24 protein-coding genes, 1 tRNA gene and 1 other annotated feature are annotated in these 24,456 nt (G+C 62.2%); of the genes, 8 read left to right on the top strand and 17 right to left on the bottom strand.

The window, feature by feature from the left end:
• Positions 1-62 precede the first annotated feature (62 nt).
• From GC127_RS16100 to GC127_RS16065, 8 genes are all read right to left on the bottom strand, one after another.
• Positions 63-1,046 carry a hypothetical protein gene (locus tag GC127_RS16100; protein WP_151979003.1) on the bottom strand — a complete coding sequence of 328 codons (984 nt, stop codon included), beginning with the start codon at positions 1,044-1,046 and terminating at the stop codon, positions 63-65.
• Between the two features lie 20 nt (positions 1,047-1,066).
• A complete protein-coding gene (locus GC127_RS16095; protein ID WP_008282423.1) occupies positions 1,067-1,270 on the bottom strand; it encodes a hypothetical protein in 204 nt (67 codons plus the stop codon).
• Positions 1,271-1,421: 151 nt separating this feature from the next.
• Complete coding sequence (locus GC127_RS16090; RefSeq protein WP_008282424.1) at positions 1,422-1,748, bottom strand: DUF3775 domain-containing protein; 327 nt, start codon at positions 1,746-1,748, stop codon at positions 1,422-1,424.
• A gap of 68 nt (positions 1,749-1,816) precedes the next feature.
• Positions 1,817-2,551, bottom strand: coding sequence for an SDR family oxidoreductase (locus tag GC127_RS16085; RefSeq protein ID WP_081506485.1), 735 nt, complete (start codon positions 2,549-2,551; stop codon positions 1,817-1,819).
• On the bottom strand, positions 2,548-3,108 hold the full coding sequence (locus GC127_RS16080) for a DUF3833 family protein (RefSeq protein ID WP_081506486.1): 561 nt from the start codon (positions 3,106-3,108) through the stop codon (positions 2,548-2,550). Before GC127_RS16080 ends, GC127_RS16085 begins: the two co-directional genes overlap by 4 nt.
• Before the next feature lie 4 nt (positions 3,109-3,112).
• Positions 3,113-4,354: an MFS transporter gene (locus GC127_RS16075; protein WP_008282429.1), complete on the bottom strand. Its 1,242-nt coding sequence runs from the start codon at positions 4,352-4,354 to the stop codon at positions 3,113-3,115.
• Complete coding sequence (locus tag GC127_RS16070; protein WP_151979002.1) at positions 4,351-5,106, bottom strand: DUF1365 domain-containing protein; 756 nt, start codon at positions 5,104-5,106, stop codon at positions 4,351-4,353. The genes GC127_RS16075 and GC127_RS16070 overlap by 4 nt, the downstream gene beginning before the upstream one ends.
• Positions 5,103-6,401: an NAD(P)/FAD-dependent oxidoreductase gene (locus GC127_RS16065; RefSeq protein ID WP_008282432.1), complete on the bottom strand. Its 1,299-nt coding sequence runs from the start codon at positions 6,399-6,401 to the stop codon at positions 5,103-5,105. Before GC127_RS16065 ends, GC127_RS16070 begins: the two co-directional genes overlap by 4 nt.
• Before the next feature lie 204 nt (positions 6,402-6,605).
• On the opposite strand from GC127_RS16065, the gene GC127_RS16060 reads away from it, so the two are divergent.
• Positions 6,606-7,199, top strand: a complete 594-nt coding sequence (locus GC127_RS16060; protein ID WP_198133606.1) for a sigma-70 family RNA polymerase sigma factor — start codon at positions 6,606-6,608, stop codon at positions 7,197-7,199.
• A gap of 10 nt (positions 7,200-7,209) precedes the next feature.
• Positions 7,210-7,860 (top strand): ChrR family anti-sigma-E factor, encoded by a 651-nt coding sequence (locus GC127_RS16055; protein ID WP_151979001.1) that lies wholly within the window; start codon positions 7,210-7,212, stop codon positions 7,858-7,860.
• A gap of 91 nt (positions 7,861-7,951) precedes the next feature.
• Here GC127_RS16055 and GC127_RS16050 read toward each other — a convergent pair whose 3' ends face one another.
• Positions 7,952-9,172, bottom strand: a complete 1,221-nt coding sequence (locus GC127_RS16050) for a bifunctional alpha/beta hydrolase/OsmC family protein (protein ID WP_151979000.1) — start codon at positions 9,170-9,172, stop codon at positions 7,952-7,954.
• A gap of 191 nt (positions 9,173-9,363) precedes the next feature.
• On the opposite strand from GC127_RS16050, the gene GC127_RS16045 reads away from it, so the two are divergent.
• Entirely contained in the window at positions 9,364-10,104 is a 741-nt protein-coding gene (locus GC127_RS16045) for a GGDEF domain-containing protein (protein WP_151978999.1), read from the top strand.
• A 75-nt stretch (positions 10,105-10,179) separates the two neighbouring features.
• A complete protein-coding gene (locus GC127_RS16040) occupies positions 10,180-10,398 on the top strand; it encodes a hypothetical protein (RefSeq protein ID WP_151978998.1) in 219 nt (72 codons plus the stop codon).
• Here the strand turns inward: GC127_RS16040 and dddP are convergent.
• Positions 10,395-11,738 carry a dimethylsulfonioproprionate lyase DddP gene (dddP, locus tag GC127_RS16035; protein ID WP_008282438.1) on the bottom strand — a complete coding sequence of 448 codons (1,344 nt, stop codon included), beginning with the start codon at positions 11,736-11,738 and terminating at the stop codon, positions 10,395-10,397. The genes GC127_RS16040 and dddP overlap by 4 nt on opposite strands.
• Positions 11,739-11,987: 249 nt before the next feature.
• Positions 11,988-13,022 (bottom strand): uroporphyrinogen decarboxylase, encoded by a 1,035-nt coding sequence (gene hemE / locus GC127_RS16030; RefSeq protein ID WP_151978997.1) that lies wholly within the window; start codon positions 13,020-13,022, stop codon positions 11,988-11,990.
• Positions 13,023-13,116: 94 nt separating this feature from the next.
• Here hemE and hemC point away from each other — a divergent pair, with 94 nt between their 5' ends.
• Complete coding sequence (gene hemC, locus GC127_RS16025; protein WP_151978996.1) at positions 13,117-14,064, top strand: hydroxymethylbilane synthase; 948 nt, start codon at positions 13,117-13,119, stop codon at positions 14,062-14,064.
• A 1-nt stretch (position 14,065) separates the two neighbouring features.
• Here hemC and GC127_RS16020 read toward each other — a convergent pair whose 3' ends face one another.
• Entirely contained in the window at positions 14,066-15,493 is a 1,428-nt protein-coding gene (locus tag GC127_RS16020; protein WP_151978995.1) for an FAD-binding oxidoreductase, read from the bottom strand.
• Between the two features lie 103 nt (positions 15,494-15,596).
• Here GC127_RS16020 and GC127_RS16015 point away from each other — a divergent pair.
• Positions 15,597-15,673 (top strand) — tRNA-Met (locus GC127_RS16015).
• Between the two features lie 108 nt (positions 15,674-15,781).
• Positions 15,782-16,387: a DUF1989 domain-containing protein gene (locus GC127_RS16010; protein WP_151978994.1), complete on the top strand. Its 606-nt coding sequence runs from the start codon at positions 15,782-15,784 to the stop codon at positions 16,385-16,387.
• Between the two features lie 52 nt (positions 16,388-16,439).
• On the opposite strand, the gene GC127_RS16005 is transcribed toward GC127_RS16010, so the two are convergent.
• The 4 genes from GC127_RS16005 to GC127_RS15990 form a co-directional block, all read right to left on the bottom strand.
• Positions 16,440-17,294 carry a universal stress protein gene (locus GC127_RS16005; RefSeq protein WP_151978993.1) on the bottom strand — a complete coding sequence of 285 codons (855 nt, stop codon included), beginning with the start codon at positions 17,292-17,294 and terminating at the stop codon, positions 16,440-16,442.
• 14 nt (positions 17,295-17,308) lie between these two features.
• Positions 17,309-18,799 (bottom strand): SulP family inorganic anion transporter, encoded by a 1,491-nt coding sequence (locus tag GC127_RS16000; protein ID WP_151978992.1) that lies wholly within the window; start codon positions 18,797-18,799, stop codon positions 17,309-17,311.
• 60 nt (positions 18,800-18,859) lie between these two features.
• Positions 18,860-18,918, bottom strand: a sequence feature (sul1 is cis-regulatory element that is thought to sense ions involved in sulfur or methionine metabolism; They are found in Alphaproteobacteria).
• A gap of 90 nt (positions 18,919-19,008) precedes the next feature.
• Positions 19,009-21,522 (bottom strand): cation:proton antiporter, encoded by a 2,514-nt coding sequence (locus GC127_RS15995; RefSeq protein ID WP_151978991.1) that lies wholly within the window; start codon positions 21,520-21,522, stop codon positions 19,009-19,011.
• A gap of 92 nt (positions 21,523-21,614) precedes the next feature.
• The gene (locus tag GC127_RS15990; protein WP_151978990.1) at positions 21,615-22,580 is read right to left on the bottom strand and encodes a calcium/sodium antiporter; all 966 of its coding nucleotides are present in this window, start codon (positions 22,578-22,580) and stop codon (positions 21,615-21,617) included.
• Positions 22,581-22,781: 201 nt separating this feature from the next.
• Between GC127_RS15990 and GC127_RS15985 the strand changes: the two genes are divergently transcribed.
• Positions 22,782-23,402, top strand: coding sequence for an exopolysaccharide biosynthesis protein (locus GC127_RS15985; protein ID WP_008282492.1), 621 nt, complete (start codon positions 22,782-22,784; stop codon positions 23,400-23,402).
• Between the two features lie 20 nt (positions 23,403-23,422).
• Here GC127_RS15985 and hypE read toward each other — a convergent pair whose 3' ends face one another.
• Positions 23,423-24,445, bottom strand: a complete 1,023-nt coding sequence (hypE, locus tag GC127_RS15980) for a hydrogenase expression/formation protein HypE (RefSeq protein ID WP_151978989.1) — start codon at positions 24,443-24,445, stop codon at positions 23,423-23,425.
• Between the last annotated feature and the right edge of the window lie 11 nt (positions 24,446-24,456).

The raw sequence follows: 24,456 nt of genomic DNA, 5'->3' as shown, positions 1-24,456 counted from the left end.
GCAAGAGACCCGCCCCGTCGTGCCATGGTTGGGGCGGCCCCAAGGCCACCCCTAGCGCCGCCTCAGGCGGCAAGATCCAGCTTGACCAGCGTCTGGTTCAACAGAACATAAGCAATCTCGCCAAAGGTCACCGGCCCGGTAAAGCCCGCCGTCAGCTTGCCCTCCATATCACCGTAAACGTAGTTGAGAATGCAGTTGCACGAATAGCTGCCCTCGCCTGCGGACCCGACCTGCGTGGCAAAGGTCTTGGCATAATCCTCTTGCGCGGCCGCCAGACGATATTCCACACCCGGAAAGACCGGCGCGTAAAAGGCCACTTCGCCCGCATCCGGATCAACCGACTGGAACGACACATTGATCAGCGCGCCCGCATAATTGGCCACCAGCGGCAATTTGGTGTCGATACCCTTGTCCGTGACATAGCGGGCAAACCCAATCTCTTGGCCGTTCACGATGGCTTTATGCGCCGAAAATCCCGCCTCAGGAAACGAGAACACAAGCTCGGCATCGTCGCCCTGCTTAAAGATATTCACGATATCAAGGCTCGGTCGCATCCCCTCAGGCACGGAAACATGCAAAAGAACGGCCCCGTCCTCGTGCTTGGCACCCTGCGCGCCGTCAAAAACAGAGGGCGTCACTTTACCAATCTCGTCCAGATGCACACCACTGATCCAGCCCAACAGCGGCTGATCAAACAGATCGGCATAGCCTGCACCATCCTCGGCGAACCGGGCATGCGCCTCGGAAAACGCCGGAATGATCACCAGAGTAACGCCACCGGCCTCATAGCCTTGCGCCAAGCTGGCAAGGTCCGCCGTGGCCAGATACCGTGCAGTGGCGTGGCTTCCCTCTGGAAAGGTGGTGCAGAACAGGTGCTCTCGATCCACCTTGCCCCCGGTTTCCGTCATGAAATAGACGGTGCTGCCGCCGATCCAATTGCCCTTGGGCAAAGTGCTCAACAACTCTGGCGCACCGGCAATCGACATGACCGCTCCGGCCTCGATCCGTTCTGCCGCCTCTTGGGGGGTTAGAAATTCGTTCTTCATGGGGTTTCCTTCGCAATAGGTCAGAGTTTTGCCAGCTCAGCGGCGGCATCAGAATTTTTGGCGACAAACGCACGCAATTCTGCAACGAGACCGCTTAGCTTTGCGGGCTCTGTGCGCGCCTGCACACGAAGACGATTCAAAACAATGCGGGTGGCCAGCGATGCGGCAGCCAGGTCCGTGGTCCCTTTTATGGCCCGGGTCAGGTCAGTTTCCGAAAGTATCACTTAGTGCCCTCCTTATCCGATGATCGACACAGGAGAGCGCTGCAAAAACTGCGCCAAATTGCACGGCGCACAGGTCGTCAGGGCCGCAATTCACCCCCAACAAAGGACAGCGTGGCAGGTCTTACACCACCACGCGCAAGGGCAGGATCACTCAACCGCCCCGGATCAATTCATCCTCATCATCCGATGCCGACAGGCCCAGCGCATCCAGCCCGTTTTCCAGATGATCCGACAAATGCGGCGTCCCAAGCAGGTAATCGGCACAGGGCGTGGTTGCCTCTTCATAGGCGGTGCGCTTGGCCTCAGCCAATTCCTCGGCCTCGAAACTGCCGCGCCCGATCCACATGACCGCCACCAGACTTGCCTGTTCTTCTTCGCTCAGCCGGTCGATAAACGCACGCAACTCGCCCTCGGCGCGCTCCAATTCGCGCGCCATCAGCACCACCTGCGCAATCTTGTGTACCGTGATGTCCAGCATTCTCCCGCCCTCCTGTCGCACCTATCCTAGCACAGGAATGACGGTCACACAGCCACCCGTCCTTGATCTTACGCAAACAGACGGTAATAGGCCCAATCCGGCAAAAACCGTGACAAACGAAAGAGATAGCTGAACAACCGTGGAAAATGCCGCTGAAATGCCGCCTCATCACACATCAATTCGAACATCTCTTGCGCCGCCGCCTCGGGCGTCATGATAAAGGGCATGCGAAAGGCGTTCTTATCCGTCAACCGCGTCTTGATGAAACCGGGATTGGCCAGTTGCACCCGCACCCCCGTCCGCCACAGATCAGCGCGCATCGATTCCGCCAGGGACATGATCCCCGCCTTGGACGCGGCATAGCCAATCGCCCCCGGCAAGCCACGAAACCCGGAAAGAGAGCCGGTCAGCACCACATGGCCCGCGTCCCGCGCCACCATATCGGGCAAGACCGCGCCAATCACCCGCACCGCACCGGTGAAATTCACATCCGCCATGGCAACCGCTTCCTCGGGCTTCCACTCGGTCGCGGGCATCGGCCAATAGACCCCGGCCAGCCACACCAACCCGTCAACCGGCCCCACCGCGCGCGCCGCCTCTGCCACGCTGGCACTGTCGCTCACATCGACCGGCACCGCACTGGCCCGCCCCGGCAGGCTGGCAACAACCTCCTGCAACCGCTCGGCACTCCGGGCCGACACGATCACCTCTGCCCCGGCAGCGCTGATCTTCTGCGCCAATGCCGCACCCAGACCCTCGCTCGCGCCCACAAGCCAATAGCGTTTGCCGCGCCAATCCATCATGCCTCGACCCGCCGCATGACCGCCACCAATTCCGCCACCTTGATCCCGAACTTGCGGAATTGGCTGCGATTGACCACCACGCCGTTAGGGGCCAGATACATCCAGTCGGTCACGCTCAACACATGGCCGCCCGCTTCTTTCGGCAGGCGGATGCGATAGCAAAGCCGCGCCGCAGCCCCCATCTGCTGCCCCGTTCCGGTGCCCACCAAATCGTCGGCTTCGGCCCGGATTGATCCGTCATTGCCCAACTCAAGCTGCCATTCGCGGTCCTGCGCATTGCCGCTGTCATACTCGAAATGCTCCCGCATCACGCCGCGATTGCCCTGCCAACTGGCCTCGAAATCGCCAGTAAACCGCGACGCAACCCGCCCCAGAGGTCCGTAAATCACCCCCTCGCATTTGATTGCACCGTTCAGATGCTCGCGCAGATCGAATTGCGGCCCTTGGCCTGCGTAATCCTGCGGCACCTGCGCGCCAAAGCCCGCAAACCGCTCCTTAAGCAGCACAAGCACCAGCATCGCGACCGCCCCCAACAGGGTCCATCCCAAAGCGTCCATCAGATCAGCTCCTTTCCTCAATCGGTGTTCGGGCCAAGAGCGCAATGGCCAAAAGTTTCAAGACACAGGGCACAGCCCCGTAAAGTAGGCTCAGCAAAGTCAGCGCCGCCGCATCATTATTCTGCCCGGCAGCAAAGCCGCCCGCCTCAAGCAGCGGCAACAGCGCCACTGCCGCCAGCGCCAGCGTGAATTTCGACACGAACGACCAGAGGCCAAACCCCTCCGCCGCCCCCGGCGACACCTGCGCCATCCGCCGTGCGAACAGCGCCGGCAAAAGCGTCATATCCGCCCCCATCGCCGCGCCAGAGGCAACGCAGATCAGCCCAAAGGCCCAAAGATCGCCCGCCCCCAGCAAAATCGCCCCGGCAAAGGCAGCAATCGACAGCATCATTCCCGCCAAAAGCATCCGCTTGGCCCCAAAACGCTCGGCCAAGGCGCCCCAAACCGGGGCCGCCGCCGCCGCCGACAGGAAAAAGAGCAACAGAAATGCCCCCTCCCATCCTGGTGCCTGCAACCGGCTCTCTACGAAAAATAAAAACAGCGTAGAACTCACAGCCACAGGGGCTGCGTTGACCATCGCCACCATCAGCAACCGCCGCGCCACAGCATCGCGCAGCACCGGGCCAAAGCCGGTTCCCGGCACCCCTCCGCGATCCTGCCATTGCCCGACCATCGCCAACGCCGCCAGCCCCGACAAAATCGCAAAGCTGAGAGCAAAGCCGCCAAACCCGCCCAACACCACCGGTGCCACCGCCGCCGCGCATATCCCCAACAAAGCGCCGGTTTCCCGCCACCGCGCCAGCCGCAAATGCCCCTGCCCCGGCAAGGCCGCTGCCGTCGCCACACCCTGCGCGTAAAAGCAGATGGTCAGATAGCTGAAGGCCGAAAACACCAGCACCAGCATCGCCGCAAACCACCAAAGCGGCGCAATCGGCGGCACAACGGCAAATAGCCCCAGCATCGCCGCCGCCATCACCGCCACCGCAATCCAAATGCTCACCGCACGATGCGCGCGCAAGCGCTCGGCCAAACGCCCCAGCGCCGGGTCCTGCACCACATCAATCAGCCGCAGCGCAAACAGCACCGCCCCCAAAGCCCCGAGCGATACGCCGTATTCATCCACATAGAATTTCGGCGCATGGATATAGAGCGGCAATCCCGCCGCCGCCAAAAGCGCCCCAAAGAGCGCATAGCCCGGCAGGCGCGGCGCTGCCTGCGCCACGCTCCCCGCCAGAACCGCGCTCATCGGCTCACCTCATCGGCGGGCGGCACCGGACGGCTCTGAAACCGCGCCCCCTTCCACCAAAGCTTGAGCGCCTGCCAATGGATCAGGCCCAGCACCCGCCGCGATCCAAAAGGACGCCGCAGCATGGCACGCACCAGCCCGCCCGTGGTCAGCGGCTTGCGCCCCCCCACCAGCGTGGCAATCACACCGCCATGGCCGCCGCTGAAATCAATCCAGATCCCAACCCGATCCTCCCGCAGATCAAAGCGGAATTCATAACCGCCCTCGATCTTCAGAAAGGGCGAAACATAGAAAATCTTGCGCGCACGGATACGGTCCTCTGCGGTGATCGGCCCCATATCGTCGCGATGACACAGATAGGAATGGCGATCGCCATAGGTATTCGTCACCTCGGCAATGATCACCAGCACCTGACCCGCCGCATCACGGCAAATCCAGAAACTCACCGGGTTGAACACATGCCCCAACATACGCGGCTGCGCCAAAAGCTCGATCCGCGCGGGCGGGGCAATCTGCCGCTCGGCCAGCACCGCGCGCACCCACGCCGCCCCGCGCCCCTGTCCCGGCACGCCGCCATGATCCTTGTCCCAGACCGAGGCCAACCCGCCCCGATTGCGCCCAAAAAGACGCGGCGCGCTTACCTCTGACTCGGCATCCAACAGCACATAGTCAATCCCATAGCGAAAGGCGTTTTCAATCCCGCCCTTGCGCCCATGCCAGGTATGGCCCGCGATATGATCGACCCGGCTCACGCCGCCGCCACGGCCTGCGGCAGCGACGCACAGAGCGCCTCAGCCACTTCCAACCCGCTCGACAGCCCATCTTCATGAAACCCGTGTCGCATCCACGCACCGCAAAACCATGTATTCCGCCGCCCGTTGCCCGCCCGAACCCGGGATTGCGCCGCGACCGCCTCCAGATCATAGACCGGATGGCGCAGCGTCACCTGATCATAGATCAAGTCGTCCCGAATGGGCCGTGTAGTGTTCAGCGTCACGAAATGCGGATCATTCTCGGGGATCGGTTGCAGGCTGTTCATCCAGTAGGTCAGATCAATCTGCCCCACCCGCTTCACTTTTGCCTCGGTGTAATTCCACGACGACCAGACCGCCCGCCGACGCGGCATCACGCTGGTGTCGGCATGCAGCACGATGTCATTGGGCTGATAGGCAATCGCCCCCAGATCACCGCGCTCGATCTCATCCGCATCCGACAAGAGCCGCAACGCGTCATCGCTGTGCGCGGCAATGACCACCTCGTCGAACCGCTCCCACGCGCCGCCCTCGGCCCGCACCTCAACGCCCTCGGCCAGACGCCGAATACCCGCCACCGGCGCACCCAACCGGATCTCGGCCCCTTTTGCGCGCAGCGATTGTTCCAACCGGCGCACATAGGCCACCGATCCGCCAACAACCGTATACCATTGATGTTGCTCACTATATCCAAGCAACCCATGCTGCTTGAAGAATGTCACCAGCGCCTGCGCCGGAAATTGCAACACCTGCTCTACCGGCATCGACCAGATCGCCCCGGAAAATGGCGTCAGGTAATAGTCGCGAAACGCCCGGCCCAGCTTCATCTTGTCAATCAGACCGGCCATCGTCAAACCCGGCTCGCTGCACGCCTCCAGCGCCCCGGCATTGAACCGGAAAATATCACGCAACATCATCCAATGCGCCGGGTTCGCCAGATTGCGCCGCTGCGCAAAATACGCCCCCGATCCTTGCAGACCATATTCCAACGCGCCCCCCCGGAAGGACGCGCCAAAGCTCATCGTGCTCGGGGTCACGGCCACATCCAACCGCTCAAAAAGCGCGCTTAGATGCGGATAGGTCGCATAGTTGAACACGATAAAGCCGGTATCAACTGGCTGATCTCCGCGCTGTCCCGCCAGGATCGTTCGCGCATGCCCCCCCAAACGGGGCTCTGCCTCAAACAGCACCACCCGGTGCCTGTCCGCCAGACGCTCTGCCGCCCCCATTCCCGATATGCCTGCGCCGATCACGGCAATTGTCTTGCGCGCGGTTGCGCTGGTCTCGAAGGGCATTGGGCGTGTCACCTGTCATTTTCTTATTACAATCCTGTTTACGGACCGGCACCGCAAACGGATTAGATTGTTTTTGTCTGCCCTTCGCGTTTTTTTCGCGCGCCCGGTGATCCACCATGACCTGCGTCGCGTAACTCGTCTATGTTGAATGATGCAACCCTCCTCTGTGACCCAGCCCCCTCGCCGGTGCCTGTCGCCCGTGCTATGAGGCGCGTGACAACGGGCAAACGGGCGGGACCGGCACAGGTGACTACGGCACGAGAGACTGAGAATACCGATTGGGTGGCCTGTATCGCGGCCATTCGCGATCACGGGGACGAGGCGGCCTTTGCCCGGCTTTTTGCCCATTTCGCCCCAAGGGTGAAGGCGTTTCTGATGCGCTCCGGCGCAGATGCGACGCTGGCCGAGGAATGCACCCAAGAGGTCATGTCGACCCTTTGGCAAAAGGCGCATCTCTTTGATCCGACCCGCGCCTCTGCCGCAACTTGGATTTTCACCATCGCGCGGAACCGCAAAATTGATGCGCTGCGCAAGCAAAGACGACCCGAACCCGAGGATTTGCCTTGGGGCCAAGACCCAGAACCCGATCAGGCCGACGTGCTCGCCCTGCAACAGGAAAGCGACCAACTGGGGCGCGCGATTGCTGCCCTGCCCGCGAAACAAAGGGAATTGATCGAAAAGGCTTATTTCGGCGATCTCAGCCATTCCGAGATTGCCGCCGATACCGGCCTGCCGCTTGGAACGATCAAATCTCGCATCAGACTGGCGCTCGACCGACTGCGCCACGCAATGAAGTAAAGTGTATGCCATGACCAGAAATCAGATCACCCACCACCTGACCGACGCCCTCCTGATGGCCTATTCGGCAGGCAGCCTGCCCGAGGCGTTCAATCTCACGGTGGCCACCCATCTGTCGATGTGCGACGAGTGTCGTGCGCGCGCGGCGGCCTTTGATGCCGTGGGCGGCGCGATGATTGAAGAGACGCAAACAGCCGAGATGGCACAGGATAGTCTTGCCGCGACAATGGCACTCATCCGCGCCGGCAAACCGCAGCGCGAGGCACCGGCCCAGCGCACAGGGATTTTTCCCGCGCCGCTGCGCGATTACGTCGGCGGCGATCTGGCTGCGGTCCGCTGGCGGCCTGTCGGCATGGGTGTGAAACAGGCGATCCTGCCCACCTCTCGCGCGGCAACCGCCCGATTGCTCTATATCCCCGCAGGTGCGGCCGTGCCCGACCACGGGCATCGCGGCACCGAACTGACACTTGTGCTGCAAGGGGCGTTCTGCGATCAGGTCGCGCGCTTCGGCCCCGGTGACATCGAGGTCGCCAATGAGGATCTCGATCACACCCCCGTCGCCGAAATCGGCGCTGACTGCATCTGCTTGGCCGCCACCGACGCGCCCCTGCGCTTCCGCGCCCTGATGCCGCGCATCGCACAACCCTTCCTGCGGATTTGACCCTGCGCCTGTCGCCCCTCCCCGTTCCAATCGGGCGCGGGGCCACAGGTGACAGGTCAGACCATCTCGCCCACACCGACGGGCGCGCGTCTCAGCCGATCTCAACCACCCGCGTCTCAACGCGCGATGACTTTTCAAGTGTGCGATGCACCGGGCATTTATCCGCGATCTCGCGCAGCTTCTCGCGTTGCGCCGCGCTCAGATCCCCTTCCAGCCGGATCACCCGCGTAAAGACATCCACCTTGGCCTCGCCCCGCGCATCCGCATCCTGCGCATGCACCTTGTCATGGCAAACATCGACACTCACATGATCCAGCAGCCAGCCCTTGCGCCGCGCATACATCCGGATCGTCATCGAGGTACAAGACCCAAGCCCCGCCGCCAGAAACCCGTAAGGCGACATGCCCCGATCCGTGCCGCCATAGGCCACCGGCTCATCGGCCAGCACATGATGCGCGGGGCCTGCGTTGACATCCTGCAAGAACCCGTCTGCATCTGCCTCACTCACCCGCACCACGCCTTCGGGGGCTCCGGGCGGCGGCGCGGGCACGCGCATGTCCAGATAGCGCGGCACCCAGGCAGCAATCACATCCGCCGCATATTCGGCATCCCCCGCACGGGAAATCAGATGATCCGCCCCATCCAGCGTGACAAAACTCTTGGGATGCTTCGCCGCCCGGAAAATCTCTGAGGCATTCTCGATCCCCACGACCGCATCCCGTGGCGCGTGCAACACCAACAGTGCCTTGCGTAGTCCCGTGATCTTTGGGCCAAGCACCTCTGCCCGCACATCCTCGACAAAGCCGCGCCCAATGCGAATACCGCGCCCGCCCAGCCGCACCTCAGCCACACCCTCAGCCTCGATCCGCTCCAAGGCATCCCCGAAATTCTGCGTCACATGGCCCGGATCATAGGGCGCGCCAATCGTCACAACCGCCCGCGCGCTCTTGATCCGCCCCGCAGCGGCCAGAACCGCCGCACCGCCCAGACTGTGCCCGATCAGCACATTCACCGCCATGCCGCGCTCTGCCAAGGCCTCTGCCGCCCGCTCCAGATCCACAACATTCGACGTAAAAGACGTGTTCTCGAACTCGCCCCCCGAATGCCCCAGACCCGTGAAATCAAACCGCAACACCGCGATTCCCGACCCCGCCAGCCGTGCCGCAATCCGCCGCGCGGCCGGGATATCCTTGGAACAGGTGAAACAATGCGCAAAAAGCGCCGTCGCCAGATGTGGCCCTTCCGGCAGGTCAAGCCGCGCCACAAGATCATGGCCTGCATGGCCGGGAAACGTCAGGCGTTCGGTGGGCATGTCACATCCTCTGCGTGCTACCTCGCCAGACTATGTACCCGAACTACGGATCGCCACCCCGCCACGCCCAATTTCACGCGAAGGTGAGACATTGTGGTATTTGCCTAAAACCCGGCCTATTCTGCCGCCCGCCCCCAACCCTTCCTTAACCGGCGCGCGCGATCCTCCGATGCACAGAGGAGGGTGGGACCATGCGTAGGCAGATCGAATCGGCGGGCGATGTGCGGCGCTTCGCAGCGCTGATCTGCCTTGGCGTGCTGATTGTCGACACTCTGCTGCGGGATCTTGCCCTGCTTCCCGGCGCGCTCACGGCCGTGATGATCGCGGCCCCCCTCGCCTATGCCATGGGCCAGCGTCTCCGGGCAAATCAGCGGCACGCGCAGGCTCTCGAACATGCGCTGCACCACGATTCTCTCACCGGCGTACGAAGCCGCGCCAGCCTGCGTGCCGGCGTGCCGGGCGACACCGCGCGCCCCTGCGCCGTGATCGTGGCCGATATCGACCATTTCAAACGCTTCAATGATTGCCATGGTCATGCGGCGGGCGATCTCGCCCTGCGCCACTTTGCGCAGCTTCTGCGGGAAAATTGCCGCGCGGGCGATCTAGTGGCACGCTTGGGCGGCGAAGAATTCGTGATCCTGATGCCGATGACCAGCCCGGCCAATGCCCTGCGCGCCGCCAATCGCATGGTCCGCCGCATTCGGCAGGGCCCGGTCTTTCTCGACACCGGCCCGCAGACCCTGACCGCCAGCTTCGGCGTCGCGGCGCTCCTACCGGGCGACACGCTCGACGCGGGCCTGCAACGGGCCGACCGCGCCCTCTACCGCGCCAAAGGCGCCGGGCGCGATCGCGCCTGCCTCCACGACCCGACACTTGACGCAGGCCCCGGACAGACCAAGGCCAAACAAGAAACATCACAATCCGTGATTTAATATCACTCATAAATTCGTTTTAAGAATTCATGCGACGCAATTACCTTCGGGCCATCCAACCAAAAGGATCGGACCATGCCCCAAGATCTCTGCCACAGCGCCAAAGCTCCAGCCCGCTCCCCGCAAGCCCCCGCGCTTGCCCCCATCGTGACCCTGCTGCTTGCCGCCTTGGTCGTCGCCGCTCTGGCCCCCGCGCCACCAGCCGAAAACACCACGGCCCAGCCCCCCATACCCGAGGACTGGCACGGCAATGTCATGCGCTCGCATTGGACAGGCGCGGGACAGCCGCGTTAAGCGGCCCCCATCAATGCCGCATCGAACGGATAGCGCGTCAGGTTCTCATAACCAGTCTCGGTGATGAGAACCTGATCCTCCAGCTTGATCGAGAAATCATTGCCCGCCTCGCTCACCAACGCCTCGACACAAAGCACCATACCCGGCTCCAGCGCGTAATCGAACGCACCCGCCACGGCCTTATCGGCATAGGCAACCAGCGGCCACTCATCGCACAGACCCACGCCATGCATCATGCAGCCGTATTTCTGCGCCTGATACTTCTCCTCCAGCCGGTGACAGCCCGCGATCAACTCTGGGATCGTCACACCGGGGCGCAGCAGCGCCATATTCGCCTGAATATGCTCATGCGCGTGCTGCATGGCCGCCACCATATCGGGGCGCGGGCGCGCATCGCCGATCCACCAGGTCCGGCTGATATCGACACAAATACCGTAACTGCCAATCAGATCAGTATCAAAAGCCACGATCTCGTTATTCTGCACAATGCGCGGCCCACATTCCTGAAACCACGGATTCGTGCGCGGCCCACTCGCCAACAGGCGCGTCTCGATCCACTCACCGCCGCGCCGGATATTCTCGGCATGCAGCACCGCCCAGATGTCATCCTCGCTGACCCCGCCCCCCGGCACCGCACGGCGGGCAAACCGCTCCATCTCCGCTACCGCCGCCTCGCAGGCATGGCTCGCACAGCGCATGGCCTTGATCTCGTCGGGTCCTTTGATGGCACGGGTCTTTTCCGTAACCTCCTCCCCCTCCATGATCGTCAGTCCCTGCGCCTCCAAGGCGCGCAGCCCGTGCAGCATCACCTTATCCACCGCCAGCCGCCGGTTGCCGGGGCAATGTTCCGCCAACAGCGCCGCCACATCGCGGGCAAAGACATCAGCGGCCACATCCACCTTGTCGCCCCGGTCGAAATAGAACAGATCCGCCCCCGACCGCGCCTCGCGCACCAGCGGATTGAACCGCGACAAGAACGGCGAATTCTTATAATCCCAGATCACCATATAGCCATCGGCACAGAGCAGCACGGCACGAAACGGGTTATGCGTGTTCCACAGCTGCATATTGGTGCTGTCGGTCGCATAGCGGATATTGAGCGGATCGAACATCAAAAGGCCCGCATAATCCCGCGCTCCAATCGCCGCCGTCAGACGCTCCCATCGAAACTGCCGCATTGCCGGCAGGTCCGGCAGCTCCAGCCCCGCCGCCGCCCATTCGCCGTAAGCCAGCTGTGTGGGGCCAATCTCCACCCGGTCGGCGTCATTGGGCGTGCCATCGCCCAGCGTCAGGCCACGGCTTGGATCGATCTTGCGGGTATCGCGGTAATGTCTGTTCATCGGCAGGTCCTCCGATCCTCAGACTGTGACCGGTCCCCCGCCTTGGCGCGCTCAGCGGCGACATCGCCGATGGTCGCATTTGGTGCGGGAACCGGGCGGTCGGTGGGTTATCGGCATGGCGTGCTCCTCTGCGGCCTCATGCACCCACCCTGCCGGGCAAAGCTTAACATAAGGTTCACGCGCCGGAAAAAACCGGCGCGCCGCCCGCGAGCTTACAAAATCGCCGTGCAAACCTTAGGTTTTGTAAGGTCAGCCGCCCCGCACCGTGTCGATCATCAGCTGCACATTGTCGGGGTTCGCATCGGGCGTGATGCCATGACCAAGATTGAAAATATGCGGCCCCTTGGCAAAAGCATCGACAATGGCACGGGTCTCACGCACCAGCGCCTCACCCCCCGTAACCATATGGGAAGACTTGAGATTCCCCTGAACGCAGCCGTCTTTTTGCACATTCTCCGCCGCCCATTGGGCGCTCACCGAATCATCCACCGCAACACAATCGGCCCCGGTTTTCGCGTGGAATCCCCGATAGTTATCGCCCGCTTCCCGTGGGAAGGCGATGATCGGAATCCCCGGATGCCGCGCTTTCAACTCGGAAATGATCCGTTTGGCCGGTGCGACCGCATAATTTTCGAAATCGTCACCTTTCAGCGACCCGGCCCAACTGTCAAAGAGCTTGATCACCTCCGCCCCAGCCTCGATCTGGGCCGAGAGATATTCAATCGTGCCTTCGGTCAACCGCTCGATGATCCCCTCAAAAACCTCTTTGTTTTCAGCCTTCAGCGCATGGGCAGGCCCCTGATCCGGGGTGCCGCGCCCGGCGATCATATAGGTCGCCACCGTCCAGGGCGCGCCCGCGAATCCGATCAGCGTCGTTTCCTTCGGCAAGGCCCCGGCAAGGTTGCGCACAGTCTGATACACAGGATTTAATGTTTCGTGAATGTCCGCCACGGGCTTCAGTTTTTCCAATCCCGTCCGATCCGTGATCGTCGAGAGCCGGGGCCCTTCCCCCGTCACAAACCACAAATCCGCCCCAAGCGCCTGTGGCAAAAGCAGAATATCGGCAAACAGAATCGCTGCATCAAACCCGTATCTGCGGATCGGCTGCAAGGTAACTTCGGTCGCCAAGTCACTGTTATAGCACAAGGAAAGGAAATCGCCCGCCTCTTCCCGTGTCGCCCGATACTCTGGCAAATAGCGTCCCGCCTGCCGCATCATCCAAATCGGTGGTGTGGGCAGGGTTTCCCCTGCGAGGGCTCTCAGAATGGTCTTTTGCGCGGGCATCTTATCCTCCGTTTTGCCTGTGGTCGCCTTGACACTTCCAGATGTCAAGCGTCAGGCGCTTGCCACGTCGCTTTGTCACGTCTAAACCTGCGCCATGACACGTGATTTGCCCACCCCGTCCCACCCGCTCAAGATCGGCACCCGCGGATCGCCCTTGGCGCTTGCGCAGGCCTTCGAGACGCGCGCGCGTCTTGGCGCAGCCTTTGACCTGCCGGAAGAAGCCTTTGAAATCGTTGTTATAAAAACAACGGGCGATCAGATCATCGACCGCCCCTTGAAGGAGATCGGCGGCAAAGGGCTGTTCACCCGAGAGATTGAACAGGCGATGCTGACCGGCGAAATCGACATCGCCGTGCACTCGATGAAGGACATGCCCGTCCTGCAACCCGAAGGCCTCTTGCTCGACACCTACCTGCCCCGAGAGGACGTGCGCGATGCATTTGTGTCGCCCACCGTGGCCTCTTTGGCCGATTTGCCTGCAGGCTCCCTCGTCGGCACCTCGTCCTTGCGGCGCAAAGCCCAAGTTTTGGTCGCCTACCCGCATCTCGAGGTCGTCGAATTTCGCGGTAACGTGCAGACAAGATTGAAGAAATTAGAGGATGGTGTGGCTGCCTGCACGTTCCTTGCCATGGCGGGGCTCAACCGTCTTGGCCGCTCCGAGGTCGCCACCTGCGCCATCGACGCCGACGTGATGTTGCCCGCTGTGGCCCAGGGTGCCATCGGCATCGAACGCCGCGCCGATGATACCCGCGCCGCCGAAATGCTGGCCGCCATTCACCACAAGGAAACCGGCCAACGCCTTGTTTCAGAACGGGCTTTTCTCGCTGCCCTTGATGGTTCTTGCGAGACGCCGATTGCCGGTCTGGCAGAACTCAACGGCACCACCCTGCGCCTGCGCGGCGAAATCCTGCGCCCCGATGGCAGCGAGAGCCTGACAGACGATCAATCCGCCCCGATCGAGGATGGGGCCGAACTTGGCCGCGCCATGGCCGCCAAACTGCTTGCACAGGCGGGTCCGGGGTTTTTTGATTGGCGCAGCTAACCTATTGATCTGGAATTAGCTTTCCGGGATTCATGATCCCGTTCGGATCCACCGCCGCCTTGATTGCGCGCATCATTGCAAGGGCGGCGGGGTCTTTGTGCTCCGCCATTGCGGGCAGTTTCGACAAGCCAATGCCATGTTCCGCCGAGAAACTGCCGCCAAGGGCGATCACTTCGCGCTCCACCGCCTCTTGCACCGCCCGGCAGAGCACAGGATCATCCCGCGAGGGCCAGCCGACATAGTGCAGATTGCCATCCCCCAGATGCGCCACGCCAGTGTTTTCTATATTGGGATCAAGGGCTTTGCTCACACTCTCAATGCGCGCGATCAGCTCTTCCATCCGGTCTGTTGCAACAGCGATGTCATTCTCGACCACCGGTTTGCGCACCCGCAAGATCTGCGCCGAGGCCTCGCGCCGGGCCCAGATTTCGGCGCGCTGCGCCTCGCTCTGCGCCACGACCGCGTCGAGAATCAGCCCTTCGTCGTAAAACCCCGCCAGAACCGCCTCGAGATGCGCACAAATTGGCACAGCCCCTGCGGCATCCGGTGTCACATCCCGCGGTGCCCGCGCACCTAACTCGACCAAGACATTGACATCATGGGCTTTTTCAAACGGCGGTCGCATCTGTGGAAACCGCTGCAACAGCGCCGCCAAAAACGACCGCGGCATATACTCAAACGCCTCCACCGCACCGCCTGTCTCATCTTGCAACCGATTAAGCAGCCGCAACGCCACCCCAACCGATGGCACCGCCACCATTGCCGTCGCATAGGCCTTTGGGCGCGGAAAAAGTTTCAGCACTGCCGCCGTGATAATTCCAAGCGTGCCTTCGGCCCCGATCATCAGATGACGCAGGTCATAGCCCGAATTGTTCTTGTGGAGCGCACTCATCAAATTCATCACATCGCCAGTGGGCGTAACCACTTCCAGTCCCAAACACAAATCGCGTGTAGTGCCATAGCGCAGCACATTCGAGCCGCCCGCATTGGTCGAGAGCACGCCACCCACCATCGCCGATCCGCGCGCCCCGAAACTCAGCGGAAAAATCAGATCTTGCTCTGCCGCCGCCGCGTGCAACGTCGCAAGGATCACCCCGGCCTCCACCACCGCCACGCGCGCCTCTGCACGGATCTCGCGGATGGCCGACATCCGGTCCAACGACAGCATCAGCGCGCTGTCTGCCACCGTTCCTTTGACAAGGTTGGTATTGCCAGACACCGGTACAATCGGCACGCACCGCGCATTGGCCAGCCGTACCACTGCCGCAACCTCGCCCGTCGTGGCAGGCCGCACCACCGCCAGAGGGCTCCACTGGGTCAGCCCCGGCCAATCCTGCGACCACCGCGCGGCCTCTGCGCCGGTTGCCACATACGCCGGGCCAACGATCGCGGTGATCTCGTTCAGAATTGCGGGGTTACTACCTATCATGGCAAGGATCATGAAACAAAGACCGCCCCTCTACAAGTGCGCCAATCCTGGCATTTTCGCCCTTGACGCTTGGCGCGGGCTGTCTTACCTAGCCGCACGGTTTGGCGGAGTAGCTCAGTTGGTTAGAGCAGCGGAATCATAATCCGCGTGTCGGGGGTTCGAGTCCCTCCTCCGCTACCATTATCCCCCACAAGCGCTATGCACGATCGCAAAAACGCCGCGCGATTTGGTCTTGGCATCGAACCGCAAGCTGCTAGCCTGCGCCATGTTCAAACGAAAGGCGCAGGCATGCCCCCACCCCTCAACACCATTCCCGCCCGCCGCGGCAAGGCCACGCGCCTGAACGCCGGAGAGGCCATTCGCATCATCAACACCCATGGCGCGCAAGTGGTGGATACCTGGGCCTTCAGCGCCGATGACATGGGCGAATTCATGTCGATGGAGCATATTCGCCCCACCCTTGGCCGCATCTTTCCGACAGCGGGCGATGCGCTTGTGACCAACCGTCGCCGTCCGATCCTGATGTTCGAAGAAGACAGTTCTCCGGGCCGCCACGATACATTGATTGCCGCCTGCGATGATTACCGCTACGGCCTATTGGGCTGCACCGACTATCACGACAATTGCACCGACAACCTGCACGCCGCCCTGCGCCAACTGGGCCTCAGCAGCCCCGAAACCCCCAGTCCTCTGAATCTCTGGATGAACATCCCCGTCGATGCAGAGGGGCACACCTCTTGGGGCACACCGCTCAGCAAGCCGGGCGATCACGTGGTGCTGCGCGCGGTGATGGATTGCGTCGTGGCCATGTCAGCCTGCCCGCAGGACATCCTGCCGATCAACGGGGCCGCCTGCGTGCCGACCGAGGCGCATTTCGAGATCGTAGGACGATAACGGAATAGGGGCTTCGAGCTAAGCAGTTACGCCTGCCTCGGCCCCCGATGCCTTACCGCAGCAACACAACCGGCACCTTGCACGACCGAACCATCTCGGTCGTGGTCGAGCCGATGATCAGGCTGCGGATGCGGCTGTGCCCATAGGCACCCATCACCACCATATCGAAACCGGCCTCGTCCACCAGCTTGCCAAGCGCGCTCTCCGGCTGACCGGTCACAACATCGGTCTCCGCCTGAATGCCCGCCGCCGCCAACAGCGCGCGGGCATCCTCCAGCCCCTTCTTGACCTCAAGCGTGGCCGTGCCCACCGTCACCACATGCACCCTAAGCCCGACAAAAAGCGGGCTGCGCGCGATGTGATCCACCGCTTTCATCGCAGAGGTGCCACCATCATAGGCCAGCAACACCTTCTCGATGGGTCGAAACGCACGCGCCGCGACAAACACCGGCTTGTGACAGGCGCGCACGATCCGCTCTAGGTTCGATCCCAGATGCCCCTTGGCGAAATCCGCCGCCTCGCCCCGCTTGCCGATCAGGATGACGCGCGCCTCATGTTCGACCTCGGCGACAGTCTCGACAATATCGCCATGACGCAGCCGCGTGGTGATCTCCGTCACGCCCGCCGCCTCCAGCAGGGCGCGCGCATCCTCCAGAATGGCCCGCCCCCGGTGGGCCACCAACTTGGCCCGCTGCGAATCCAGCGCCGCCAACTCCTCTAACAAGGTCGTGCGCGCACCCAGACGGATAGACCCCGAGAGGTCAGAGGTCTCGGCCCCTTCGCGTCGCCCAAGCACATGCAACACCTCCACCGGCGCCCCCGTGCGCTGTGCAATCCAGGCCGCATGGTCACAGACCGAGGCTGAATACATCGAGCCATCCACCAAGGCGATGATCTTGTCTGCCATGTCTCTATCCTTCCTCAATGTGCCATCAGCTTGTCGATGGCCCCCGGCTTGTCATGCTCGGCCAGCCGGTCCACGAGGGTCTCAGAGGCCGTATTCATACCCCGGATTTCCACCTCGGCCCCATCCCGGCGGAATTTCAGCACCGCCATATCAAGCGCCTGAACCGACGAAATATCCCAAATATGCGCCGCGCTTACATCAATCACGACCCTCTCCAACGCCTCACGGAAATCAAAGGCATTCATAAAATCTTCGACCGAGCCATAGAAAAGCTGCCCCTCAACCCGGTAAATGCGCTCGCGCCCATCCTTGGAAATCTCAGAGGTCACACGGAACAGTTGCGCAATCTTGGCCGCAAAGAAGATGCCCGACAAGAGCACCCCTACCAGCACGCCAATCGCGAGGTTATGGGTATAGACCACCGTCACAACGGTGGCGATCATCACCACCGAGGACGAGCGCGGATGCTCGCGCAAGTTCTTGATCGACGACCACGAAAACGTGCCCACCGATACCATGATCATGATTGCGACCAAGGCCGGCATCGGAATGAGACTGACAAGATCACCCAAGCCCACCACAAGGATCAGCAAAAACAGCCCCGCGACAAAGCTCGACAGCCGCCCACGCCCACCAGATTTGACGTTGATGATCGATTGGCCAATCATCGCGCATCCCGCCATCCCGCCGATAAAGCCAGTGGCGGTATTGGCAATGCCCTGCCCCACCATCTCTTGGCTGCGGTTGGATTTCGTATCGGTCAGATCATCGACGATGTTTTGTGTCATCAGGCTTTCCAGCAGGCCCACAACCGCCACCGCCACCGAATAAGGCAGGATGATCATCAGGGTCTCAAGGCTGAGCGGGATGTCCGGGATCAAGAACACCGGCAGCGTATCGGGCAGCGCGCCCATATCCCCCACCGTGCGCACATCAAGGCCAAGGGTCAGGGTCAGCGCCGTCAACACGATGATCGTCACCAGCGGCGACGGCACCGCCTTGGTTACAAGCGGGAAAAGATAGATAATCCCCAGCCCCGCCGCCACCAGAACATAGGTGATCCACGTCACCGACCTTGGGTCAAGTTCCGGCAATTGCGCCATAAAGATCAGAATGGCCAGCGCATTGACGAAGCCGGTCATCACCGATTTCGACACATAGCGCATCACGAACCCCAGCCGCAGCACCCCCATTCCGATCTGGATAAGCCCCGCCAGAACCGTTGCCGCCAGCAGATATTCCAGCCCGTGATCGCGCACCAACGTCACCATCAGCACCGCCGTCGCCGCCGTGGCCGCCGAAATCATGCCGGGCCGCCCACCCGTGATCGCCGTGATCACCGCAATCGAGAAACTCGCATAAAGCCCCACTTTGGGGTCCACGCCTGCGATGATCGAAAAGGCAATCGCTTCGGGGATCAGCGCCAGCGCCACCACCAGACCAGACAGCAAATCGCCCCGGATATTGCCAAACCATTGTGCCCGATAGGCATCTATTGAAATCATGTAAATCCGTCCCTGATCCGGCCAGCCATAACCGGCCCGATGACGCGCTTGAGAGCTTTAGATGATCCGGCGGATAGGCGGCCGGAAGAGCCATCCGGGGATTGCACCCGAAATCCATGCGATTAGGTCGCGGATTTATCCGACGCAGGCTCGAATGCCAAGCCATTTCCGCCGCAATGCAGCACGTCGCACCGGCGCGTGCCGCAGCCCTATGCGTCGATCAGCGCGGGAATGGTGAACGCATCTGTCTTGACCCCGCGCGCCTTGGCGCTTTGACGCACCGCCTCTTGCAACCCCGCGCTGCGTTTCAGCAACCGCCGAAACCGCACCTCATCCAGCACCAACAGGGTTGAGGACGAAATCGCCGTTACAGCGGTGCGGCGCGGTTTCTGCATCAGGATGGCCATCTGTCCAAACATCTCGCCCCGGCCCAACCGCCATGTTTGCCCCGCAACCGCCAGTTCCACCGCACCCGAAGCGATAAAGAACACGCGCCGTGCAGGCGAATCTTTGCGCAGGATCACATCGCCCTCGTTGACATACCGCGTCCGCAACGCGCGCGTCAGCTGCCGCAAACTGCGTTCATCAAGATCGGCAAACAGCGGAAATTGCCGGACCAACTCGGCCTTTTGCACCGCCACATCAAGCTTGGGACGCTGCTCCTCACGCAACCGGCGCATGGCGATGTCCTGCATCAGCGACACATGCAATTCCGCCCCGATCAGCCCATCCTCGCGCAACATCCCGTATTCGCGCTCTTCCAGCCGCAGCGCGGTGCGCCGGATGAACCGCCGCTCCAATTCCTCGGCATAGCCGGGATATTGCAGCCGCAATCCCTCAAGCGCGGTTTCCACCGCCTCCTGCCGCCGTGTCAGCAACTCGTGCAACAGGTCTGCCACCCGCTTGCCATGAATGCGCCGAATGCGCCCATCAATAAACCCGTTCAGGTCGCGCAGGATCAGACGCTGCGACAACAGCACCTCGAACCGGTCCGCCGTCATCAAGGCAAGGGGCCGCGAAATCCGCAGCCGGTTATTCAGCAGCACCGCAAAGCGAAACGCGCGCCCATACCGCAAACTGCGCCGCGCCGCGCGCTGATAGCCGGTCCGCCCACCCGAGCGCGCAGCCTCGATCAGCCGGTCGGCTTCGGTCAGGATCTGCTCCGACAGCCGCGCCGAAATCGCCTGTTCGCGAAACCGCGCCAGAATGGTATCCCGCTCCGCCCCCGCCAAGGCGATCAGCCCCAGCGTGATGCGGTCGCGGTCCTGTATCTCGGCCCCCTCCTCTGCGGTCTCCACCGCCCGGTCCAGCCGTTCGGCAAAGCGCTTGGCCTCCGAACGCACGGTTTCGCGCGTCAGCTCATAATTCTCGGCGGTGCGCGCCACATCCGCGCGCACGGTCTGAAGCGCCACGGCAATGACCTGATTGCTCAGCGCCTGATCCAGCGGCGTAAGCCGGTCCAGCCCCAGCCGCCCGATCACCCATCTCAAGGTCGTGCCCTGCACCAACAGCGTGAAAAGGGTAAAGCCGGTGGCCAAAATACCCACCAACCGTTTGACCTCGACCGGCACCCGAAAACTCTCGGTCACCGCCAGTGCCAGCGCCAGCGTCACCGCCCCGCGCAATCCCCCCCAGAGAATCGCGACGCGATAGGGCCGTTCCACCACCGGCGACAGTTTGAGCAGGCTCAACACTGGCATAAGGCCAAAGAGGATCACCGCCCGCGCCGCCACCGCCGCGGCAATGACCACGATGATCAAAACAAAATCCCCCGCCCGCACCTCTTCCAGAAGACGCGGTATCAAGAGCGCCGCGAGAATAAAGATAAGCGCCCCCGCCCAATGCGCCAGCAAATCCCAGACCTCGCGCAGGTTGGTCCAGATAAGCGGCGGCAATCGCGCCGGACCCGTAAGATTAAGCGTGAGACCCGCCGCCACAACGGCGATCACACCTGACGCCCCTATGCTCTGTTCCGCGCCGATATAGGCCAGATACGGCAACGCCACCGAGACCGAGATCACCGCAAGCTCATAGCGCGCCATCAGCGCCATAAGCCAGACAGCAATGCGCGCCGTGAGCCAGCCCACCACAGCACCCCCCGCAATCAGCACCGGAAACTGCGCCAAGGCGTCTTGAAAGCTTGGGTCGGGCACCCCCAACATCACAAACGCCATGAAAAGACCGAAAAGCGCAATGGCCGCCGCGTCATTCAAGAGGCTTTCGCCCTCGATGATCCGTGACAATCGGCGCGGCGCGGAAATCGAGCGGAAAATGCCCACCACCGCCGACGGGTCGGTCGTGCTGACAATCGCGCCAATCAGCAGGCACGCCACCAGCGGCAGCGCACTCGCATAGGCCAACGCATAGCCCACCGCCAGCGTCGCCACCACCACCGCCACCACCGCCAGCACCAGAATGGGCACCCAATCATCCATCATCCGTCGCGGGTTGACCCCGAGCGTGACTTGAAAAAGCAGCGTGGGTAGAAACACGTAAAGAAACACATTCGACCGGATCGGCAGGCCCAGAATGGCCTCTGCCACCGGGTTGAGCGCATCGGTCAACTCGGTGCGCAGGAAAAAGATCGCCCCGACCCCGATCAGCATCCCCAGACAGGCGAGGATCACGCTATAGGGCAGCCGCAGGCGCGCGGCCAAAGGGTCAGCCGCAGCAATTACCAGAAAGAGCGACGCAATGATCGTCGTGACAAGAACAATATCCATATCCCTGAAATAGCTGGAATTTCAGGAATTGGGAATCGAAGCTTGTCGGGGCTAGGGCAGGTTTTTGCCGGATCGCGCCGCCCCTGTGCCGATCACGCCACCATGCCACCCGTGAAAAGCATAACCATATAGGCCGCATAAAGCCCCAGCATCACCAAACCCCAACCCCGGCCAATCCTGCGCGTGGCAAAAAGCAGCGCAAGCAGCAAGAGCGCCACGCCAAGCATTACCGGCGTGTCGACATCACGAAACCGCGCACTGACCTCAATAGGCTGGATCACCACGGTCACGCCGAGAATGGCCAGAATGTTAAAGATGTTCGAGCCGATCACATTGCCCAGCACCACATCGGATTGCCGCCGGATTGCGGCGACAATGGCAGTGGCCAGTTCCGGCAAAGACGTGCCAATCGCCACCAGCGACAGGCCGATCACCGCATCCGGCACGCCATAGACCCGCGCGATGTTCACGGCCCCCTCAACCAGCAGGTCCGCACCGAACACCAGCGCCACGATACCGCCCAATGCCAAAAGCGGCGGCACCCAGCGACGCGTGGTACCTCCCCCAGCGAACGCCTCCGCCTCATGCTGAAAGGTCTGCGCGCTGCGGTCGCGCCGCTCCAACCAATAGCTGGCGACCAGATAGCCCACCAAAACCAGCAGCATGGCAATGCCTTCCATCCGGCTGATCACCGCACCCTGCACCAGCGCAAAGGCGACAAGGCTGACCAATGTCGCCACCAACGCCTCGCGCACCGCTGTCCGCGCCCAGCCCATGACCGGCGCGATCACCGCCGCCAAACCAAAGATGAGCAGAATATTGGCGATGTTCGATCCCACCACATTGCCCAAGGCAATTTCCGACGCCCCATCCAGAGCAGCTTTGACCGATACCAGCAATTCGGGCGTCGAGGTGCCAAAGCCCACGATCACCAATCCGATCAACAGCTTGGAAACGCCCATCCGCTCAGCGATTGCCACCGCGCCCCGTACCAGAGCCTCACCGCCCACAAACAAAAGAACGAGGCCCGCGGCCACGAGAACGAGATCGTGCAACATCTGGAATCCTGACTTGCCTTGTTCATCCCGGCGCCTGCCCGGACACAACGTGGGGGCACCTAAGGGTCCACAGACCAAAAGAGAAGGGGTGGCGCAAAATTTCGATGTTTATTCGTCATCATTCGCGACTAGACAGAGAGCAGCGATTGAATTCGGCCGCGCGGCATCCGATATGTCGCCCGGAACTGTGAGAGGCGCAGAATGACAGGCAAAAAAGCCAAGCGGAAACGACCCTCGCTGTCGCTTCCGATCCTGCGAACCTCGCGCGCCCAGCATCGCGCCGGAACCCTGACCTTGGGCACGCTCCTTACCGCCTTGGGCGAAACCTCTTTTGGTTGGGCTATTGTAGTGTTTTCGCTGGTGACACTCCTGCCCCTGCCCCCCGGCACAACGCTTTTGACGGCTTTGCCTTTGCTGGTTACATCCGGCCAGATGGCTTTGGGGTATCCGCATGTCCGCCTGCCCGCGCGGCTTGCGGGGTTGCGCATCGACCAAGACCGCTTGCGTCGCGGCGTGCTGCGCCTACGCCCTGTAACGCGGCGGCTAGAGCGTATCCTGAGGCCGCGCTACATCACGCTTTTTGCGCGCCGCAACGAGCGTCCGCTCGGTCTTGTGCTCTTCGTGATCGCCTTCGCGCTCTTCTTGCCAGTGCCGCTCAGCGGCTGGTTCCCGGCGGTCTCGCTCTTCACCGTGGGCGTGGGCATTGTCGAACGTGACGGGCTCGTGACCTTCGTCGGCCTCATACTTGGGGCTCTCTCGGTCCTGCTGACTGTCGCCATCATTCTGTCTCTCGCAGCAGGGGCTGACGCGCTCCTGCACTAAGCGCGCAAACGCCCCCTATCTCAGCAGATCCGCGGCAATTGCTCGCCCACCAGCATGTCAACAATCCGCGCTCCGCCAAAAAGCGTGCGCATCGTGACCTGACCGGCGCGCCCCGACAACACCCGCCCAATCGCCACCGCGCCGGCACCTTCGGGGCGCGCGCGCATCGCAGTCAGCGCCGCCTCAGCTTCCGCCTCAGGCACCACCAAAACCATCCGCCCCTCATTCGCCAGGTAGAGCGGTTCAAGCCCTAGGATCTCGCAAATCCCCCGGACTTCTGGTCGCAACGGCAATACCGCCTCGTCAATCTCAATCGCCAGCCCCGCCGCCGCCGCCATCTCATTGAGCACCGAGGCCACACCGCCCCGCGTCGCATCGCGCGCCGCACGTGTGCCCGGTGCCGCCGCCAGCACCGCCTCCATCAGATGCCCCAATCCCTGACAATCCGAAACCAGATCCGCCGACAGCGCCATATCCCCCCGCGCCGCCAAAATCGCCGCGCCGTGATCGCCCAGCACGCCATTAACCAGCACCACATCGCCCGCCCGGATATGCCCGGCCTGCAAATTCCGCCCCGGCGGGATCACCCCAACACCCGCAGTGGTCACAAAAAGCTTGTCCGCCATGCCGCGCCCTACCACCTTGGTGTCCCCGGTCACAATCCGCACCCCCGCCGCCTCTGCCTCCGCCTGCATCGAACCCACGATCCGCCGCAAGAGCGCCACTTCGGTTCCCTCTTCGATGATGAATGCCGCCGACAGCCAGAGTGGCCGCGCCCCCCCCACCACCAGATCATTGACCGTGCCACAGACCGCAATCGTGCCGATATCGCCCCCCGGAAACTCGACCGGATCAACGACGAAACTGTCGGTGGTGAACGCCAGCCGCGCCCCCGGCTCTTGCAAGGCAGCATCCATCAGCCGCGCCTGATCCTCCATCATCTCGGGCGCAAAAACCGATGTGAACACCTCTTCGATCAGATCCCGCATCGCCGTGCCGCCGCCGCCATGGGCCAGCGTGACCCGCGTATCCCTCAAACTCATGCTGTCATCTT

The organism is Roseovarius sp. EC-HK134, from assembly GCF_902498815.1.
GTDB classification, from domain to species: domain Bacteria; phylum Pseudomonadota; class Alphaproteobacteria; order Rhodobacterales; family Rhodobacteraceae; genus Roseovarius; species Roseovarius mucosus_A.
Note: the sequence above shows the minus strand (reverse complement) of the source record. Positions and strands in the feature narration are given on the sequence as shown.